Raw genomic sequence first — 16,907 nt, 5'->3', positions numbered from 1 at the left:
GCGACTGCCGGCGGGGTGGGGCGGGGCGGGCGAGGCTCAGGCCGCGCGCCGTTCGCCGAGGTAGGCGCGCTGCACCACGTCGTCCTCGGCCAGCTCGCCCGGATTGCCTGAGAAGCCGATGCGACCCTGCTCCATCAGGTAGAAGTGCTGCGCCACCTTCAGCGCCATGTGGGCGTTCTGCTCGACCAGGAAGATCGAGGTGCCTTCGGCATGCAGCTGCCGGATGATCGAGAAGATCTCGGCGACGACCTTGGGCGCCAGGCCGACCGAAGGCTCGTCCATCAGCAGCAGCCGCGGCCGCGACATCAGCGCCCGCGCCACAGCCAGCATCTGCTGCTCGCCGCCGGACAGCGTGCCGGCGTTCTGGCCGATGCGCTCGCGCAGCCGGGGAACCGGTCGAGCAGGCGCTCGATGTCGGCCTTGATGGCGGCGCCGTCGCGGCGACGGAAGGCACCGGCGAGCAGGTTCTCGCGCACGGTCAGCGCCGGGAAGACGAGCCGGTTCTCGGGCACCAGCGCCAGCCCCCGGGCGACGATCTCGGCCGGCGACCTGCCGGCGATCTCCTCGCCCTCGAAGCGGATCGAGCCGCGCTGCGGCTTCAGGATGCCGGCCAGCGTCATCATCAGCGTCGTCTTGCCGGCGCCGTTGGGTCCGAGCAGGCAGGTGACCTCGCCGGCCTTGGCGGACAGGCTCACGCCCTTCAGCGCCTCGATCTTGCCGTAGGCGGTGGCCAGGTCGGTGATCTCGAGCATAGCGTGTCCTCCGGGGTGTGCAGGGGTCAGGCCGCCAGCGCGGCATTCATCAGCTCGTCGCCGTCGTCGGCACCGAGGTAGGCAGCACGGACCTGGGCATCGTCCTGCACCTGCGCGGGCGTGCCCTCGGCGATCTTGCGGCCGAAGTTCAGCACCGCCACGCGGTCGCACACACCCATCACCAGCTCCATGTGGTGCTCGATCAGCAGGATCGTGCGGCCCTGGTCGCGCAGGCTGCGGATGCGGGCATCCAGCTCGTCGATCTCCTGCGCGTTCATGCCGGCGGCCGGCTCGTCCAGCAGCAGCAGCGAGGCGCCCGACGCCGCGGCACGCGCCAGCTCCAGCCGGCGCTGCTCGCCGAAGGCCAGGTTGCCGGCCAGCTGGTCGCGCCGGGCCGCCAGGCCGCTGAACTCGAGCAGCTGCTCGGCCTCGTCGCGTGCCGCGCCGGCACCGGCCAGCCAGCGCGCCTTGAAGCCGGCCCAGCCCGACTCGCGCACCACGCGCGCGGCCCACAGGTTCTGCCACACCGTCAGCTGCGAGAACAGGCGGATGTTCTGGAAGGTGCGCGCGATGCCCAGCTCCGCGCGGCGGTGCGGTGGCAGCGCCGCGATGTCGTGCCCGTCGAAGCGCAGCGTGCCGGCCGTCGGCTTGAACAGGCCGGCGATCAGGTTGACCGTCGTGCTCTTGCCCGAGCCATTGGGGCCGATCAGGCCGAGGATCTCGCCGCGGCGCACCTGCAGCGTCAGGTGGTCCACCGCCTTGACGCCGCCGAAGTGGCGCGAGATGTCGTCCAGCTCAAGCATGGCGGGCCTCCGCGTCGATGGGCTTGGCAGGGCGGGGCGCCGGGCCGCGGCGCGCATGCGCCGGCTTCCACAGCGGTGCGCCGAGCAGGCCGCCGGGTCGCACCAGCATCACCACCACGATCAGCGCGCCGAACAGCAGGCTGCGCCAGTCGCCGAGAAACCGCAGGCCCTCCACCATCACGCCCTGGATGAAGACCACGGCCACCAGCGTGCCGGCCAGGCTCTTCAAACCGCCGAGGATCGGGTAGGCGATGGCGAAGGTGGCCAGCAGGATGGTGAAGTTGCCGTGCTCGATGTGGGTGGTGGTGTGGCTGAAGAGGCCGCCGGCCAGGCCCGCGATCGCGCCGCCGATGCCGAAGGCCGAGACCTTGGCGGCGGTCAGGTCGATGCCCGCGCCTTGTGCCGCGACCTCGTCCTCCCCCCACCGCGCGCCACAGCGTGCCGATGCGCGATCGGTCGAGCCACCACAGCGCCAGCATCACCAGCCCGACCAGCGCCCAGATCAGCGCCAGCACCTGCCAGGCGCTCCAGCCGTTGGTCTGGAAGAAGCGGATGCCGCCGAAGCCGAGCCCGCCGTCGGGGCCGACCGGGCCGGACGGCGTCTCGATGCGCCAGCTGAAGTTGAAGAAGACCAGGCGCACGATCTCGGCGAAGGCGGTCGTGGCGACGACCAGCATCAGGCCCTTGACGCGCAAGGCCGGGAAGCCCACCGCCACCGCCACCGCGGCGGCCAGCAGCGCGGCCACCGGCAGCGCGGCGAAGATCGACCAGCCGGCCATCGCCGTGAGCATGCCCGCGCCATAGGCGCCGATGGCGAAGAAGCCGCCTTGCGCCAGGCTGACCTGGCCGGTGTGCAGCACGCACCAGGCCGACAGGCCCAGCAAGGTGTGCACGCCGATCACCTGCAGCAGGCCGAGGTAGAAGTCCATCTTGCAGGCTCCCGGTCAATCACGCCCGCCGGGCGCGGCGAACAGGCCGCCGGGCCGGAAGACGAGGAACGCGAACAGCATCAGCATCACGTAGATGTCGCGTTCGCCCACGCCGCGCAGGAACTGGAACAGGTTCTCCACGCCGCCGACGATCAACCCGGCGACGATGGCGCCGGGAATGCTGCCGAGCCCGCCGATCACCGTGACCACCAGGCCCTTGACGGTCAGTGGCAGCGTGAGCAGCGGCGAGAGCACGCCGATGGCCGCACCCGTCATCGCACCCGCGGTGCCGCCGAGCAGGCCGGCGATCACGAAGGTGCTGGCATTGGTGCGGTCCACGCCCATGCCGCACAACCGAGCGGCGACCGACTGCTGCGCCACCGCGCGCGTTGCCAGGCCCAGCCGCGTGCGCTCCAGCAGCAGCTTCAGGCCGACCATCGCCGCGCAGCCAAGCGCGAAGACGAACAGCAGGTCGCCCCGCAGCATGAACGGCCCGATGTCGAACACCACGCCGGCAAAGGCCGCCGGGTAGTTCTGCGGCATGCCGGCCGTGGCGTGGATGATGGCCTCCTCCAGCAGCAGCAGCATGCCGACGGTGGACATCAGCGTGGCCAGCGGCTGGTTCAAGGGCAGGAAGCGGAAGCACACCAGGTACACCAGCGCGCCGAGCACGCCGCCGAGCAGCGCTGCGGCCACGTAGACGAGCGGCGTGGGCGCGATCTGCACCACCAGCAGGCTCAGGTAGGCCGCCCCGACCGAGGCCGCGGCATACGAGAGGTTGATCTTGTGCATCACGCCGAAGATGAGCGTGAAGCCGATGCCGATCAGCGCATAGGTGGTGCCGAACATCACGCCGTCGGCCACCGACTGCACCAGGTCCTGCACATCGAGCCAGGTCATGGCGGCCTCTTGCTCAGTTGGCGGCCGGGGTGTGCGCGACGGTCCAGGCCCCCTTCTGCGCACGCACGAACAGGAAGGGCTTGACCGCCTCGCGGTCGTCGGTGCGGCCCACCTTGCCGAGCAGGCCGCTGGTCTCCTTCATCGACGCCAGGGCCTCGCGCATCTTCTGGCGGTCGGCCTGCAGCGTGTCGGGCCGCGCCATGATCTTCGACTTCTCGATCAGGTCCTTCAGCGTGAAGATGTTCTCCCACGCGGCGGCGTTGTGCAGGTCCATGTTGGCACCCAGCGCGGACACCGCCTCGGCCGCCTTCTTCGCCTCCGCCGTCACCGGCGCGAAGCTGGTCGGGATGATCAGGCCCTCGGCCTGCGCGGCGCAGCCCTGCAGCGTCTCCATGCTCGACGAGCTGGTCAGGCCGACAAGCATCTTCGGCTTGACGCCCTGGCGCTGCATCTCCTTGAGCACGCCGCAGGTGGTGAAGGGATGGGCCGAGACCATCACCAGGTCCGCCTCGCCGCGGCGCATCTCGCGCACCTGGGTGGAGAAGCTGGTGTCGGCCAGCAGCCATTCGCTCTGGCCCTTGACCTCGAAGCCGGTCTTCTCGGCGTGGCCCTTCATCACGTTGAAGGTCGCGTTGCTGTGCGCGAAGTCCTTCTCGACGCCACCCCAGACGGTCTTGATGTCCGGCCGGGTGGCCTTGATCCAGTCGAACAGGCTCTTGTACATCGCCGACTCGCTGGGCACGTTGCGGAAGGCCCATTGCGACATCGACGCCAGGCCGCCCTTGGCGGCCACGTCGGTGTACAGCGGGAACTGCAGGCCCGAGTCGCTCGCGTCGCCGGCCTTCTTCTGCAGGATGCCGAACACCGGCTCGGCCACGTTGCTGCAGGTGGGCCCGACGGCCACGAAGGCATCGTTCTGCGCGGCGATGCGGCGCAGCGCATTGATGCCTTCCTCGGCGTTGCAGCGGTCGTCCAGGTACTCGATGGCGAGCTTGGCCTTGCTGCCGTCGCCCAGCGTGACGCCGCCGGCCTTGTTGATCTGCTCGGCGGCGGCCTTCATCGCGGCCTCGCTGTTCAGGCCGAAGATGCGGACCACGCCGCTCTTGGCGCCGAAGCCGTAGATCTTGACGGTGCGCTCCTGCGCGGCGGCCGGCGCGGCGGCCAGCAGTGCAGCGGCGGTGAGGGTGCCGAGGGCGGCAAGCGAAGCGGCGGTGCGGGTGGCATGGCGGCCCATGGCTGTCTCCTGTGTTGTATGTGCCCGGTGGCGGCGGACTGTCGAGCCGCGCGGCAGGCACTGGCAATTTCAAAGAAGTTCACGCAGCGTTGCCGCCGCCGCAACGGACGGCTTGCGGCATCTGCAATGCTGGATTCGCGCAAAAGCAATTCCGTGGCGCCGCGCCGGCTTTCCACAATGCCGGGCCATGACATCCCCAGGAGCTGCCATGCCGCATCCCGACAACCGCGGCGCGTCCGCCGAAGGCTCGCGTCCGCTCCAGGGCGTGCTGGTGGTCGCGCTCGAGCAGGCGGTCGCCGCGCCGTACTGCAGCAGCCGGCTGGCCGACGCCGGCGCACGCGTCATCAAGATCGAGCGCCGCGAGGGCGACTTCGCCCGCGGCTACGACCGTGCGGTGCACGGCGAATCGTCGTACTGGGTATGGATCAACCGCGGCAAGCAGTCGGTCGTGCTCGACGTCAAGAAGGCCGACGACCTGGCGCTGCTCGAGCGCATGTTGTCGCAGGCGGACGTCTTCCTCCAGAACCTGGCGCCCGGCGCGACCGATCGCCTGGGCATCGGGTCGGCGGCGCTTCGGGAGCGGTATCCGCGGCTCATCACCTGCGACATCAGCGGCTACGGCGACGATGGCCGCCTGTTCGGCCTCAAGGCCTACGACCTGCTGGTGCAGGCCGAAAGCGGGCTGATCGCGGTCAGCGGTGCAGCGGGGCAGGGTACGGAATCGCTGGGCCGCATCGGCGTGTCGCTGTGCGACATCACCGCCGGCATGAATGCGCTCATCGGCATCCAGCAGGCGCTGCTGCAGCGCCAGCGCACCGGCCGCGGCTCGGCGGTCAAGGTCTCGCTGTTCGGCTCGGCCGCCGAGCTGATGGCGGTGCCCTACCTGCAGACGCGCTATGGCGGGCAGGCGCCGCAGCGCGTGGGGCTGCGCCATCCGACGATCGCGCCCTATGGTGCGTTCACCTGCGCCGATGGCCGCGACCTGGTCATCTCGATCCAGAACGAGCGCGAATGGGCCGACTTCTGCCGGGTGGTGCTGCGCCGGCCCGAGCTGCTCGAGGATCCGCGCTGCAGCGGCAATGCGGCTCGCGTGGCGAACCGCGGCTTCGTGGACGGCGTCGTCGCCGAGGTCTTCGCCGCCGAGCCCAGCGGCGCCATCGTCGACCGCCTGACGGAGGCGCAAACCGCCTATGGCAGTGTCAACTCGGTGCATGACCTGATCGAGCATCCGCAGTTGCGCACGCGGCGCATGCCGGTGGCCGGGCGCATGGTGGAGGTGCCGGCCTCACCCTGGAGCGTCGAGTGGGAAGGTCAGGGCTTCGCGCCGGCCCCGGCGCTCGATGCCCAGGGTGACACGATCCGCGCCGAATTCGCTCCATGGCCCGAAGCGGTCGAACGCTGAGCCGCCTCTGCGCCACGCGGCCGATGCCCATGGCATGGCCGTCGGAACCGAGCAGGCCAAGCTGGCGCCGGTGGCGGCCCGGGTTGGGGTGCAGTGACCTCGTGCGCGCGGCACGACCAGGAGCAGCGCCAGGCCAGCCATTCAGCGTCACCGCACGTGGCAGGTGCTCCCACAGGCGCGAGCTATGCTTGGCTGACATGCCCGTGCCGATGCCCGCCCACCGTTGCCAGCTGCTGCCCGCACCGTGGCACGGTGTGCATGGCGTGCTGACCGACAGCGCGCGGCATTTCGGGCGGCATGTGCACTACACCTTCGGCATCGGCCTGCTCGAGCGGGGCGGTCAGCGGTCGGCCAGCGGCTGCGGCGAGGTGGAAGCCCGGGCCGGCGACCTGCTGGCGCACAACCCGGGCGAAGTGCACGACGGCCGCCCGCTGCAGGGGGCACCGCGCCGCTGGTGGATGCTGCACCTGGAGCCCGACCAGCTGGCCCGCTGGGGCGGCACCGAGGCAGCGGCGGACGCCATCGAGCTCACCCGCCCGGTGCTGCAGGATGCGCGGCTGCACGACGCACTGCAGTCGCTGTTCGGCCGGCTGCTGCAGTGGCATCGGCAGCCGTCGCTGCCGGCTGCGCAGGCACTGGCCTGCGACGAGGCCTTGGCCCGGTGCTGCAGCCGCCTGCTGGGCGCCCATGCCGGCCGCGCCCAGGCCGCGGCCCCCGCAGTCGGCGGCGCCGCGCTGGAGACCGTGCGCGAACGGCTGGCCGACACCGCCTCGGCCGCGCCCAGCCTGGCGGAGCTGGCCCGGCTGGCCGGCAGCAGCCGCTTCCAGCTGCTGCGCCAGTTCCACCGGCTGCATGGCCTGCCGCCGCACGCCTGGCTGCTGCAGCAGCGGCTGGAACAGGCGCGCCGGCTGATACGCGATGGCCATGGCCTGGCCGAAGCGGCACTGCAGGCCGGGTTTGCCGACCAGAGCCACATGACCCGGCTGTTCGGGCGCCAGTTCGGCTACACGCCGGGTGCGTGGCAGCAGGCCGCCGGCCGCCACAGGCCGCTGCAATAACGTTCAAGACGGACGCGCGCCGGCTGCGCAGACTGACGCCATCGTCACTCCCAGCCGCCTTCGCCATGCAGTTCTTCCACAGTCCCGCGGTGTGGGCCGCGCATCCCACGCTGGTGTGCGGTGCGCTGGCCGTCAGCGGCATCACGCCGTTGCTGGCCACCGGCCACGCCGTGGCACCGCTGCATGCCCTGGCCCGCGAACGCCTGCAGCAGCACGGCGAGGGCGAGCTGCCGGAAATCCAGGCATGGCGCCGCGCCTTCTCGGCCATGGGCCACAAGCCGACGCAGGTGCGCTGCGCGGCCGAATCGCTGCTGCGGCGCTTTCGCAAGGAAGGCACGTTGCCCACGCTGCATCCGCTGGTGGACCTGTGCAATGCGGTGTCGCTCGGCTTCGCCGTGCCGATTGCGGTGTTCGACCTCGACCAGGTGGCCGGGCCGCTGGTGGTGCGGCCCGCCGACGGCAGCGAAAGCTACCTCAGCTTTGCCGGCGAGCTGGAGCAGCCCGAACCGGGTGAGATCGTGTTCGCGGACGCGCTGCGGCGGGCGCATGCGCGGCGCTGGTGCCACCGGCAGAGCGCGACCTCGGCGGTGCAGCCGGGCACCGCGCGGGCCTTGATCGTCGCGGAGGCCCTGCATGCCGGCGCGGAGGCCGGCATGCCGCAGTTGCTCGCTTGCCTGGCCGAGGCACTGGCACAGGGCGGTGCGCAGGTGCACGCACGGGCCGTGCTGTCGGCTGCGGGGCCGGTGTTCCACGCTTGATGTCCGCTGCGGCCTGCGCTGCATCGGCGGGTCGTCGGTGCGCCGGCTCAGCCGAAGGTCAGTGCATAGACCTCGACCCCGGGGCGGTCGAAGGTGATCTCGATGTCGCTGAAGGCGATCGCACCGGGCTGGCGCAGCAGCGCATACAGCCGCTGGCTGGACGCGGTGCCGCGGCCTTCGCTGTCGGTGTCCACGCCGTGTGCGGCGCCCGGCGGCCGCCCGTTGATGCGCACGGTGAAGTTCACGGCAGCGCCCGCGGCGGGGCAGCCCATCACCAGGTTGACGTCGCGTGCATGGAAGCGGCAGGTCAATTGCGCGCCGCCGTGCTCGGCGCGGGCCGCCTCGGAGGTGACCGTCCAGTCGCCCGACAGGCTCCAGTGGTTGTCCGGCGTCTGCGGCGGACGGCGGTACGACTGCCGGCGCCCGGCCACCAGCGCCTGCGCGGCAGCCACGCGTTCGGCGGGCAGGGCGCGGAGGTAGATCTCCGGGGTTTTCAGGCTGGCCCAGTCGGCCGGTGCCTGCGCACCCCGCCCTTGCACCTGCACGAGGTCGGTCGGCACGCCGGCTGCACCGGCCTCGCCCAGCAGCTGCTGCAGCATCCGCTCGGTGGCCGCGTACTGCCCTTCGCCGTCGTGCTGCCAGCGGATGCGGCCGGCCGCATCCACCAGGTACAGCGCCGGCCACGCGCGGTTGCCGAAGGCCTGCCAGACCTGGCGTTGCGAATCGACGGCCACAGGGAACTCGATGCCGAGCTGCCCGCTCGCCCGTCGCACGTTCGCCAGCGATTCTTCGAAGCCGAACTCGGGCGTGTGGATGCCCAGCACCACCAGGCCCTGCGCACGGTACTTGCGCGACCACGCCTGGATGTAGGGCAGGGTGCGCAGCCAGTTCACGCAGGTGAAGGTCCAGAACTGCACCAGCACCACCTGGCCGCGGAGCTGGCGCGCAGACAGCGGTTCGCTCTGCAGCCAGGCCACGGCGCCACCCAGGTCCGGCAAGGGACGACCGCCAGGCTGCAGCGCGGCGCCTTGTGCCGCGGCGGAACGCCACCAGGCGCTGGCCAGCAGCAGCCCGCCGCTGCGGACCCAGCGGCGGCGTGAGGAGGAGGGCGGCGATGGGCTTGGCATAAGTCGGGCGGCCACTGCGCAGGAGGGGTCTGCCGGCATGCCGCGGGTGCACTGTACCCAGGAACGCCGCGAGGACTCACAGCCCGTGCAGCGCGCGGATCTCCTCGACCGCACGTTCACCGATCACCACGCAGGGCGCCATGGTGTTGCCGCTGGTGATGTGCGGCATGACCGAGGCGTCGGCGATGCGCAGGCCCTGCACGCCGTACACCTGCAGCCGGCCGTCCACCACCGACATGTCGTCGCGACCCATCTTGGCGGTACAGGACTGGTGCCAGTAGGTGACCGCGGCATTGCGCACATAGGCCTCCAGCGCCGGCCCGCCGAGCCGGCCCGGCAGGCTCTCCCGCTTCACCAGCCCGCGGAAGGCGCTCTGCGCACCCAGCTCCTGCACCAGCCGGATGTTGTCGAGGGCGCAGCGCAGGTCGTCGGGGTCGGACAGCGTGCCCGGCTGGATGACGGGTTCATCGCCGATGTCCGGGCCCGACAGCGTGATGCGGCCCCGGCTCTTGGGATGCGCCAGCCCGGCGAACATGGTCCAGCCGTGCGCGGGCACGTCCGGGCCGGCAGTCTCCAGGCTGGGCACCGGGAACTCCACCTGGCAGTGGAACATGTCGGGCAGGCGCAGCGCGGCATCGCTGCTCCAGTACAGCGTGGCCTCGGAGCCGCCGTGGCCCACGGCCTGCGGGAACTCGTATTCGAAGATCACCGCGAACGAGACATGGTCCTGGTGATTGGCGCCCACGCCCGGCAGGTGCTGCACCAGCGGAATGCCGTGCCGGCGCAGCTCCTGCCCGGGGCCCACGCCGGACTGCATCAGCACCTTGGGCGTGTTCACCGCGCCCAGCGACAGCACCACCTCGCGGTCCGCGGTGAAGCGCTCCAGCCGCCCCTCGCGCAGCGCCTCCACGCCCACCACGCGCCGGCCCTCGAAGACCAAGCGGCGGACCTGCGTGTGCGTGAGGACGGTGAGGTTGGGCTGGCCACGCCGCGGCTGCACATAGGCGCGGTAGATCGAGTGGCGCTGCCCGTCCTTGACGATGAGGTCGTTGAGGGCGGCGCCGCCACGGCCTTCCATCATGCGGCCGTTGGGGTCGTCGAAGGCCGGGATGCCGATCTGCTGCGCGGCCTCCACCAGGGCATGCGCCACTGGCTGCGCATCGCGCGCCGGGCCGACGTGCAACGGCCCGCCGCGGCCGCGGCGCTGCGGATCGGGCTGGCCGATGTAGTCCTCGACCCGCCGGTAGATCTTGAGCACCGCGTCGTAGCCCCAGGCGTCGTCACCGCTTTCCAGGGCGAAGTCGTCCCAGTCGTTCTTGTGGCCGCGGGCCCAGACCATCACGTTCACGCTGGAGCCGCCGCCCAGCACCCGGCCCATGTTGAGCGGAATGCGCCGGTCGTGCAGATGCGGATTGGGCTGCGCGCGGAAGTTCCAGTCGCGTGCGCTGCCGAGGTTCAGCGGCCAGTTGGCCGGCTGCATCACGTCGGCATGCGCGTCGTCGCCGCCGGCCTCGATGAGCAACACCCGCACCGCGGGGTTCTCCGCCAGGCGGCCGGCAACCACGCAGCCGGCGGTGCCGGCGCCGCAGACGATGAAGTCGTAGGCCTGGCCGGCGGGCGGCCCGTCGTGCACGGGAGGATGGAGGGGAGCGTTCATCGCTGCACCACCGCCTCAGTGCTGCGCGGCCTGCACGGCCTGCAGGATGGCCTGGGTCACCTCCTTGGGATGGGACAGCTGCGGCACATGGCTGGCCGGCACGCGCACGATGGTGGAGCCCACCTTGCGCGCGTTGTCCAGCTGCAGGGCCGGCTGGATCATCCTGTCCTGGTCGGCCACGATGAACCACGACGGCCGGGTGGACCAGGCCGCCACGGTGACCTTCTCGTCGAAATTGGCCGCGCGGATCGGACCCTGCACCGCGGTCATCAGCCGCTGCTTGGCCGGGGGCACGTCCTGCGCGAAGTGCTGGGAGATGCCTTCGAACGACATGGTGACGAAGCCTTCCTTGTCGACCACCACATGTTCCAGCCCGCTGGCCTTGGGATAGTCCTTGGTCATGTCGTTGATCGACTGGCCGACGGCGGGCGCGAAGGCGGCCACGTACACCAGCGCATTCACGCGCGGATGGTTGCCGATCTCGGTGATCACCATGCCGCCCCAGGAGTGGCCCACCAGCACCACCGGGCCGGTCTGCACGTCCAGCACGCGGCGCGTGGCGGCCACGTCGTCCGCCAGCGAGCTCAGCGGGTTCTGCACCGAGACCACCTTCAGGCCCCGGGCCATCAGCGATGGCACCACCTCGTTCCAGCCGGAGCCGTCGTCGAAGGCACCATGCACCAGCACCACGGTGGGCTGGCGGCTGTCGGTGGCCGCATGCGAAGGGGCGACGATGGCCATCGAGGCCATGCCCAGCGCGAACAGGAAGGCGGAGGGCTTGAAGATCGACTTCATGGGGATTCCTTTCAGGGGTTGGGAGGACGATGAACAGGACTGAGCCTGTGCCGCTACTGTCCTGCCGCCCCTGGAACGGCACATGGGGCCGTCGTCGAGGCGGGCGTTGCGCCCGAAGCCCGGGGTGGGCATTCGACTTTCGGCTGACGGCGCCGGAGGGGCTTCTCACGCGCCGCCGACGCCGGTCGACCTGGTGGCCTGCGTTGAAGCCGGGCGGGCGTGCTCATGGACGCGCTGCCCGCCGCTGTCGCTGCAGCTCGCCGATGCATCGCGTCGGCACCAGCCGCTGGCGGCCTGACCGGGCGGGCCGCGCAGGCGGCTAGCGCCGCTTGCGGGCGGCCGCGGCGGGTGCGGGCGCAGGTGCGGGTGCGGGCGCAGGTGCGGGTGCGTCGAGGATGCAGTCCTCGAACAGGCGCAGCCCGGCTTCCAGCACCGAGAACCCGCCCGGCACCTGCCGGAAACGCGCCAGCTGCGTGTCGAAGGCCACCCGCATGCGGCCCAGGATGCCGTCGACCACGTCCTTGCCGTGGGGCGTCAGCCCGATGAGGAAGCTGCGCCGGTCGTGGGGATCGGGGATGCGTTCGACCAGGTTGCGCTTGGACAGCTGGTCCAGGCGGTAGGTGGCGGTGCCCGAGGTCACGCTGTGCATCCTGAGGATGTCGGTGGGCCGGAGCGCATATGGCTCGCCGATGCGCCGCAGCGCCATCAGCAGGATGAACTCGTGGTGCTTGACGTCCGCCTGGTCGCACTCGGCGATGATGATCTTGTCCAGCAGCATGCCGATGCGGCGGATGCGGATGCCCATCAGCAGTGCCTCCGAGCCCTGCGCGCCCAGCACCTCGCGCCACTGCGTCACGAGCACGTCCGCATTGCCCCAGATCGGGCTTTGGTGGGCAGGGTCGTGCTGCGGATCGAGGGCATCGGCGTAGGCGGTCAACAGCGTCGCGACATCCGTGGACGGCTTGGCTTTGGGCGGCATCGCTGCAGTGTAACTTATCTTTAACTTGAAGAAGATGCTCTTTCATGTACCATGACTTTCAAGATACTTGAAGCTCGTGATGCTTGAACAGGAGGCTGGCGATGGAAGGCGTGAACCTGGGTGCGTGGGACGCGGCCATCGCTGAAGGCGCACAGGCGGCCAGCCCGCGGCCGGCCGCTGCTGCGGCCGAGACCGAGGTCTTCCGCTTCGACGAGTTCGAACTGCATCCGGCGCAGCGCACGCTGCTCCAGCGCGGGCAGTTGCTGCGCATCGGCAGCCGCGCGTTCGATCTGCTGGTGGTGCTGTGCAGCCGCGCGGGGGAGGTGGTGTCCAACCGGGAGCTGCTGGCCGCGGCCTGGCCCGGCCGGGTGGTGGAAGAGGGCAGCGTGCGGGTGCACATCGCCAACCTGCGCAAGGCGCTGGGCGATGGCGTGGGCGAGCGGCGCCTGATCGCCAACGTGCCGATGCGCGGCTATTGCTTCGTGGCGCCGCTGGTGTGTGCCGTGCCGCCGTCGCCCTCGGCAGCCGCCGCACCTTCGGCTTCGGCGGTGCCGTCCGTGCCGCCCGCCCGTGCGCTGGTAGCCGGTACCGCGCGTGAGCGGTTCGCGGGGCGGCTGCCGCTGCTCACCGGGCTGGTGGGCCGTGAACGCGAATCCGCCCAGCTGGTGCAGGCGCTGCACCAGCGCCGCTGCGTCACGCTGATCGGTACCGGCGGCATCGGCAAGACCAGCATGGCGCTGCCGGTGGCCCGCCAGTTCGCCCAGCGAGAGCAGTACGAGGCGGTGCTGGTCGAGCTGGCCGCGTTGTCGCATGCCGACCGGGTGCCGATGGCCATTGCCTCGGCGCTCGGCGTGGTGATGCCCGATCTCAATCCGCTGGCGGCCATCGCCCAGCACCTGCAGGGCGACCGCCGGCTGCTGATCGTGCTGGACAACTGCGAGCATGTGATCGACGGCGTGGCCACGGTGGCCGAGCAGCTGCTGTGCCGCTCCAGCACGGTGCGCCTGCTGGCCACCAGCCGCGAGCCACTGCGCATCCAGGGCGAATGGGTGCAGCGACTGGAATCGCTGCCCGCGCCGCCGCCGGCGCTGCAGGGCAGCCTGGCGGAGGCGATGCGCTTTCCGGCGGTGCAGCTCTTCGTCGAGCGCGCCGCCGCGGCGGCCGGCGGCATCCCCATCGGCGACGACGAGGTGCCGCTGGTGTGCAGCATCTGCCGGCGCCTGGACGGCATCCCGCTGGCCATCGAGCTGGCGGCGGGCGCCATCGAGGCGGTGGGCCTGCGCGGCCTGGTGGACCGCCTGGGCAGCCGGCTGGGCAGCCGCCTGGTGATGATCGGCCGCGGCCGCCGCACCGCATCGCCACGCCACCAGACGCTGCGGGCCACGCTGGACTGGAGCCATGCGCTGCTGCCGCCCGAGGAGCAGGACCTGCTGGCGCGGCTGTCGGTGTTCCGCGGCGTGTTCAGCCATGCCGGTGCGGCGGCGGTGTTCGGCCAGGCGCCGGAGTTGCTGGACGCCTGCCTGGCCGGCTTGATGAGCAAGTCGATGGTGGTGGGCGAGCACCTGGGCGAGTCGATGGCCTACCGCCTGCTGGAGACCACCCGGGAATACGCGGCCGAGCGCCTGGCCCGCAGCGACGCGCAGCAGGAGGTCGCGCTGCGCCATGCGCGCCACCTGCTGCAGCAGCTGCAATCCGGCCTGCCCGAGGACGCCGTCCACCTCGGCGTGCCGGGCGTGGCCGCGGCGGACTGCTGCATCGACGACCTGCGGCAGGCCGTGCAGTGGGCTTTTGCCGGCGAGGGCACCCGCGCCCTGGGCGTGGCCTTGGTGGCGGGATCGGCCCCGGTGTGGTTCAGCCTGTCGATGCTGACGGAGTTCCGCGGCCTGGCCGACACCGCGCTGGCCGCCATCGACGGCATGGCGCCGGGGGAAGCCGATGCGCAGGCCGAGATGCGCATCTGCGAGGCGCTGGGCCATGCGCTGTGGCACACCCGCGGCGGCGGCGAGGCGATGACCGCCGCCTTCCACCGCGGCCTGGCCATCGCCGAACGGCTGCAGGCCACCGCCTTCCGCCTGCGCTGCCGCTGGGGGCTGTGGCTGGTGTGCAATGCCGAAGGCGACTATGCCGGCTCACGCCGCCTGGCCGAGCAGTTCGGCGACATCGTGGCCCACGACGACGATGTGGCCGTGCGCCTGACCCATGAGCGGATGATGGCGCTGGGCACCCATTTCCAGGGCGACCAGCCGCTGGCGCGCGAGTTCGCGCAACGGGTGCTGCAGCGCGCGCCGGCGCGCAGCCGGGCAGTGTCGCGCTGCCAGAGCCAGTTCGCACCGCGGGTCGCCGGCCTGACGGTGCTGGCCCGCACGCTGTGGCTGCAGGGCTTTGCGCAGCAGGCCCTGGCCCGCGCGGAAGAGGCGGTGCAGGAAGCGCTGGCCATCGACGATGCGTTGTCGCTGTCGTACGCCGTGGCCATCGGTGGCGCGCCGGTGGCCTTCTGGTGCGGCGACCGTCGCCGGGCCGGTGAATGGGTCGGCCTGTTGAACGAGCAGGCGGGCGTGCGCTCCCTGCGCTTCTGGAAGGCCTTCGGCGATGGCTACCAGCAGCTGATCGCGCTGCAGGACGATGCCCGGGCGCCAGCCCCGGCGCTGGCCAGCGGGCTGGGCCTCACGGTGCGCGAGGCCTTGTGCACCGTCGACGCGCGCTTCCTCGATGCGCCGCTCATCGCCCGTGCTGAAGCCGGCGCCGCCGGCTGGTGTACCGCCGAGCTGCTGCGCTTGGTGGGCGAGGCGCAGCTGCGCGCCCAGGCCGGCGACGCGGCCCTGGCGCTGTTCGGCCAGGCGCTGCAGGTGGCGCGGGCGCAGCAGGCCCTGGCCTGGGAGCTGCGCTGCAGCACCACCCTGGCCCGCCTGCTGATGGCGCAGGGCCAGGCCCGGCAGGCCCGGGATGCGCTGCAGCCGGTGCTGGACCGGTTCGAGGAAGGGCACGACACGCCGGACCTGCTGCAGGCGCAGGCGCTGCTGCGGCATGACATCGTTTGACAAGCCATAACTGGCCTGTGCGGCCGCCGCGGGACACCATGCCAGCCATGCCGCGGCGAAGGACGCCGCCGGCCAGCCAAGGAGTTGTCATGCATCCCGTCCCCCGCATCCATAGCCTGCCCGTGGGCATCGAGCACAAGGACGACATCGTCGCCTGCGGCCTGCGCGCCCTGCTGAGTGCTCAGCCCGGCCTGACCGTCTGCGACGGTGCCTGTGAAGTGCTCGTGTGCGACTACGACAAGGCGCTCGAGCATGCCGCGGCGGCCCGCGGCAGCGCCGGGCCGGCGCCGCGCATCCTGGTCTTCACCACGCGCCACGGCGAGCAGGAGGTGCGCCAGGCGCTGTCGATGGGCGTGCAGGGCTACCTGCTGGCCGACGCGGTGCAGGACGACATCGTGCGCGGGGTGCGGGCCCTGGGCGCCGGCCAGCGCTACCTGAGCCCGGTGGTGGCGGACCGCATCGCCGAAAGCCTGGCCCACACGCCGCTGACGCCGCGCGAGCACGAGGTGCTGGGCGGGCTCGGCGCGGGCCAGTGCAACAAGGCCATCGCGCGACAGCTGGGCATCTCGGTGGCCACGGTGAAGGCCCATGTCAGCGCCATGATGGACAAGATGAACGCCCGCAACCGCACGCAGGTCGTGAGCAAGGCCGTGCAGCGCGGCCTGCTCGCCGGCCACCGGTTCGCCTGAGGCGCAAAGGGGCTGGCCCATGGACCACCCGCTCAACGAGGCCGTGCTGCGGCTGCGTGCGCCGGCGGCCTTCGCCGTGCACCAGCTGGCCAAGCACATGCCGGCCTTCCAGGCCTTGTTCCCGCAGGTCAGCGTCGAACTCTGCACCCGCAACAGGCGGCTGGCGGGCGCGCAGGCGCAGGACCTGACGATCCAGATGCGGCAGCCGCCGCGCGGCGCACAGCTGCAGGCGCGACGACTGGCGCGCACCGAGGCCGTGCTCTGCGCCTCGCCGGACTACCTCGACCGCCACGGGCGGCCGCGGCATCCGGCCGAGCTGTCGCAGCACAAGCTGCTGCGCCCGCCCGTGGCCGCCGCCCGCGGCGCCGGGCCTGCCGCCGGTGCGCTGCTGCTGCGGCCGGCGGGTGAAGGCGCCGTCCCGCGCGCGGCGCCGCCGGTGCTGGTGCAGCCCCGGGCGCGCGCCTGCATCAGCACGATCGACCTCGATCTTGTCTATGCAAGTGCGCTGTCCGGCCTGGGCATCTGCGGCCTGCCGTCCTTCGTCGTGGAAGACGCCCTGCTGGAGAACGTGCTGGAGCGGGTGCTGCCGCGCTGGCACCTGCACACCGCCAGCCTCTGGCTGTGCATGCCGGCGGGCCCGGTGCTGCCGGCGGCGACGCAGGCCATGCTGGACTTCCTGCACGGCACCTTCGGTGGCCGGGAAGACGATCCCTGGCTCGCCGCCGTCGAGCGGGCCACCCGGTCCGACCACGGGCGGCCTTCGGCGCAGGCAGCTGCCTGATGCCT

General features: G+C 71.7%; 13 protein-coding genes and 3 pseudogenes. 6 read left to right on the top strand and 10 right to left on the bottom strand.

The window, feature by feature from the left end:
• Positions 1–36 precede the first annotated feature (36 nt).
• The 6 genes and pseudogenes from LRS14_RS30580 to LRS14_RS04270 all read right to left on the bottom strand — a co-directional run bounded on the left by LRS14_RS30580 (position 37) and on the right by LRS14_RS04270 (position 4,618).
• Positions 37–752, bottom strand: a pseudogene (locus tag LRS14_RS30580) (ABC transporter ATP-binding protein).
• A 26-nt stretch (positions 753–778) separates the two neighbouring features.
• Positions 779–1,555 (bottom strand): ABC transporter ATP-binding protein, encoded by a 777-nt coding sequence (locus LRS14_RS04290; RefSeq protein WP_198156854.1) that lies wholly within the window; start codon positions 1,553–1,555, stop codon positions 779–781.
• A pseudogene (locus tag LRS14_RS04285) lies at positions 1,548–1,964 on the bottom strand (ABC transporter permease subunit); the annotation flags it as partial. The gene LRS14_RS04290 and the pseudogene LRS14_RS04285, both read right to left, overlap by 8 nt.
• A 73-nt stretch (positions 1,965–2,037) precedes the next feature.
• A pseudogene (locus LRS14_RS30575) lies at positions 2,038–2,484 on the bottom strand (ABC transporter permease subunit); the annotation flags it as partial.
• 15 nt (positions 2,485–2,499) lie between these two features.
• Complete coding sequence (locus LRS14_RS04275; RefSeq protein ID WP_046111347.1) at positions 2,500–3,384, bottom strand: branched-chain amino acid ABC transporter permease; 885 nt, start codon at positions 3,382–3,384, stop codon at positions 2,500–2,502.
• A gap of 13 nt (positions 3,385–3,397) precedes the next feature.
• Positions 3,398–4,618 (bottom strand): ABC transporter substrate-binding protein, encoded by a 1,221-nt coding sequence (locus LRS14_RS04270; protein WP_046111346.1) that lies wholly within the window; start codon positions 4,616–4,618, stop codon positions 3,398–3,400.
• Positions 4,619–4,826: 208 nt separating this feature from the next.
• Here LRS14_RS04270 and LRS14_RS04265 point away from each other — a divergent pair, with 208 nt between their 5' ends.
• From LRS14_RS04265 to LRS14_RS04255, 3 genes are all read left to right on the top strand, one after another.
• Positions 4,827–6,020 (top strand): CaiB/BaiF CoA-transferase family protein, encoded by a 1,194-nt coding sequence (locus tag LRS14_RS04265; protein WP_046111345.1) that lies wholly within the window; start codon positions 4,827–4,829, stop codon positions 6,018–6,020.
• A gap of 209 nt (positions 6,021–6,229) precedes the next feature.
• Complete coding sequence (locus tag LRS14_RS04260) at positions 6,230–7,078, top strand: AraC family transcriptional regulator (RefSeq protein WP_257798720.1); 849 nt, start codon at positions 6,230–6,232, stop codon at positions 7,076–7,078.
• Between the two features lie 65 nt (positions 7,079–7,143).
• Positions 7,144–7,836, top strand: coding sequence for a B3/4 domain-containing protein (locus LRS14_RS04255; RefSeq protein WP_257798719.1), 693 nt, complete (start codon positions 7,144–7,146; stop codon positions 7,834–7,836).
• Between the two features lie 47 nt (positions 7,837–7,883).
• Here the strand turns inward: LRS14_RS04255 and LRS14_RS04250 are convergent, their stop codons facing one another.
• From LRS14_RS04250 to LRS14_RS04235, 4 genes are all read right to left on the bottom strand, one after another.
• The gene (locus LRS14_RS04250) at positions 7,884–8,963 is read right to left on the bottom strand and encodes a redoxin domain-containing protein (protein ID WP_257798718.1); all 1,080 of its coding nucleotides are present in this window, start codon (positions 8,961–8,963) and stop codon (positions 7,884–7,886) included.
• Between the two features lie 76 nt (positions 8,964–9,039).
• Positions 9,040–10,620: a GMC family oxidoreductase gene (locus LRS14_RS04245; RefSeq protein WP_257798717.1), complete on the bottom strand. Its 1,581-nt coding sequence runs from the start codon at positions 10,618–10,620 to the stop codon at positions 9,040–9,042.
• 15 nt (positions 10,621–10,635) lie between these two features.
• Positions 10,636–11,415: an alpha/beta fold hydrolase gene (locus tag LRS14_RS04240; protein ID WP_257798716.1), complete on the bottom strand. Its 780-nt coding sequence runs from the start codon at positions 11,413–11,415 to the stop codon at positions 10,636–10,638.
• A 319-nt stretch (positions 11,416–11,734) separates the two neighbouring features.
• On the bottom strand, positions 11,735–12,394 hold the full coding sequence (locus LRS14_RS04235) for a MarR family winged helix-turn-helix transcriptional regulator (RefSeq protein WP_257798715.1): 660 nt from the start codon (positions 12,392–12,394) through the stop codon (positions 11,735–11,737).
• Positions 12,395–12,495: 101 nt separating this feature from the next.
• On the opposite strand from LRS14_RS04235, the gene LRS14_RS04230 reads away from it, so the two are divergent.
• The 3 genes from LRS14_RS04230 (at position 12,496) to LRS14_RS04220 (ending at position 16,902) form a co-directional block, all read left to right on the top strand.
• Positions 12,496–15,432, top strand: a complete 2,937-nt coding sequence (locus LRS14_RS04230) for a helix-turn-helix transcriptional regulator (protein WP_257798714.1) — start codon at positions 12,496–12,498, stop codon at positions 15,430–15,432.
• Positions 15,433–15,521: 89 nt separating this feature from the next.
• Complete coding sequence (locus LRS14_RS04225) at positions 15,522–16,121, top strand: response regulator transcription factor (protein ID WP_257798713.1); 600 nt, start codon at positions 15,522–15,524, stop codon at positions 16,119–16,121.
• A 19-nt stretch (positions 16,122–16,140) separates the two neighbouring features.
• Complete coding sequence (locus LRS14_RS04220) at positions 16,141–16,902, top strand: substrate binding domain-containing protein (protein ID WP_257798712.1); 762 nt, start codon at positions 16,141–16,143, stop codon at positions 16,900–16,902.
• Positions 16,903–16,907: the final 5 nt, after the last annotated feature.

Source organism: Aquincola sp. J276, from assembly GCF_024700035.1.
Classification (GTDB): Bacteria; Pseudomonadota; Gammaproteobacteria; order Burkholderiales; family Burkholderiaceae_C; genus Aquincola; species Aquincola tertiaricarbonis.
The sequence above is the reverse complement of the archived record's forward strand: the minus strand, read 5'-3'. Positions and strand labels throughout refer to the sequence as shown.